The sequence below is a fragment of the Paenisporosarcina sp. P4_D4 genome (genome assembly GCF_056401835.1).
Map to the genome: position 1 here is coordinate 1 of NZ_JBFUIO010000427.1, position 547 is coordinate 547.

Here is a 547-nt window from a genome sequence, read left to right on the forward strand (position 1 = left end):
GTCAAATGCGACATAAAAACTCCCATTCTCATCTTAAACTAACCTGCTTCGTTAGTTGAATAAGAATAAAGAGCCGTCTATGCAGCTCATTGATTTTTTGCTAATGCACCCCTTAGTTGAACAAGAAAGAAGCATTGTATGTTCCCACTACGACATAAAAAGTCAGCAAAACTCTGCTGACTTAAATGATCTCTTATTGAGTTAATTCAGACGTTACTTCAATAAGAATTTTATAATTTCTTTTCAAAAAAGGATAGAGATATATTTTCATTTACTGTGATTTCTTTAATTTTTTCAAAGCCATTCTTTTTATAAAAACTAACTGCTGGAGTATTTTTAGTGCCTGTCGCTACTTTTATTTTTTCAGCTTCGAAATTTCTTGTTACAAAATTTAAAAGTTTCTGAGCAATCCCTTTTCTAAAATGGGTTGGATGCACAATTAGTCTGTGTATATCAACAACATTATCTTCTACTTCCAATGATATTGCACCACATAGTTCTTCATCTTCATAATAACCAAAGAAAATTTCTTCGCATTCTTGCAATG

1 protein-coding gene is annotated in these 547 nt (G+C 31.4%); it reads right to left on the reverse strand.

From position 1 onward, the window contains the following. Positions 1 to 230 precede the first annotated feature (230 nt). The coding region (locus AC1DSL_RS19310; protein ID WP_477533489.1) for a GNAT family N-acetyltransferase at positions 231 to 547 on the reverse strand (317 nt) is incomplete at its 5' end.